Origin of the sequence: Streptococcus infantis (genome assembly GCF_047463635.1) — a bacterium.
Lineage (GTDB): Bacteria > Bacillota > Bacilli > Lactobacillales > Streptococcaceae > Streptococcus > Streptococcus infantis_W.
In genome coordinates this window covers 1-945 of sequence record NZ_JASHDL010000050.1, presented here as the reverse complement: position 1 = coordinate 945, position 945 = coordinate 1, and the positions used below count along the sequence as shown (strand labels likewise).

2 protein-coding genes are annotated in these 945 nt (G+C 37.7%); both read left to right on the top strand.

What is annotated here, in order from left to right; all coding sequences use genetic code 11:
* Window positions 1-305: 305 nt before the first annotated feature.
* Window positions 306-758, top strand: coding sequence for a hypothetical protein (locus tag QM867_RS10700; protein WP_315638894.1), 453 nt, complete (start codon window positions 306-308; stop codon window positions 756-758).
* The coding region (locus QM867_RS10695) for a hypothetical protein (RefSeq protein ID WP_414315753.1) at window positions 755-945 on the top strand (191 nt) is incomplete at its 3' end. The genes QM867_RS10700 and QM867_RS10695, both read left to right, overlap by 4 nt.

Sequence of the window (945 nt, the reverse complement as noted above, 5' to 3'; positions counted from 1 at the left end):
AAAGCAGGCAAGCTATTATCAAAGAGGTTTTAGTAAAGATTTATAACTAGATTATAGCATATCTAGGACATTTTGACCATACGGAGAGAGCCAACTCTTAAAACTGGTACTTTCTCACGCTTTCAAATATTGGCGACTCTGAGCGTGAGGCTATGAATTACAAGAAACAATGTATAAGAAACAACCATTAAAAATCCCCGCGCTCAAATTTTGGTCGAGGAGAGTGTGAGGAAATCATGTATAGTAAACGACAATTAAAAGGCCATCAGGGCAATTACACAAACATAGAAAAAGGAGTAAACACCATGACAGAAACAACATACGAGAATTTAACTAGACGTATAGACAGAATTAGCGCAGAGATGCGAGAAATTGGCGAAAAAAATGGGCTTAATAGACTTTCGTTATTGGCAAGTCAGACAAAATCCATCAAAGAAAATTTACACCGCTTACTTTGGATTGAACTTTCTGAATTGAATGAAAGTCATAAAATCGAAGCTGTTTCTAAAAGCACTACTGGAATGTTTTTCCACCCTGGTATTTTTGAAATGGACGCTATGCGACTAGCTTTCTTTAAACGCCAAGCCAAGCACTTTTTTGACAACGAAGCAGAGCAACAGGCGTATATAGAGCATGCTGAAAAGGAGTATTTAGAGGCTACTATAACCTTAAAAGATATTCTTTTTAATTCTAAAAATGCTAATCGGAAAGTAAGTAAAGATCATCTTATAGAGCAGTTTGAGGAGGCGATGAAATGAATGAGCTAGATTTAACCAATACACAGGCGGTTATCTTTTCCGTGGTACTGATTGGCTTACTACTTTATCTAAACCACCGAGACCGCAAAAAAAGCGCTCAAATTGAGCGAGAAAGCAAACAGACGATAGAAATACCTAGCGAGGATTTAAACCCTGAATATGGGCGATATATCCAGCTTGCAGGGGT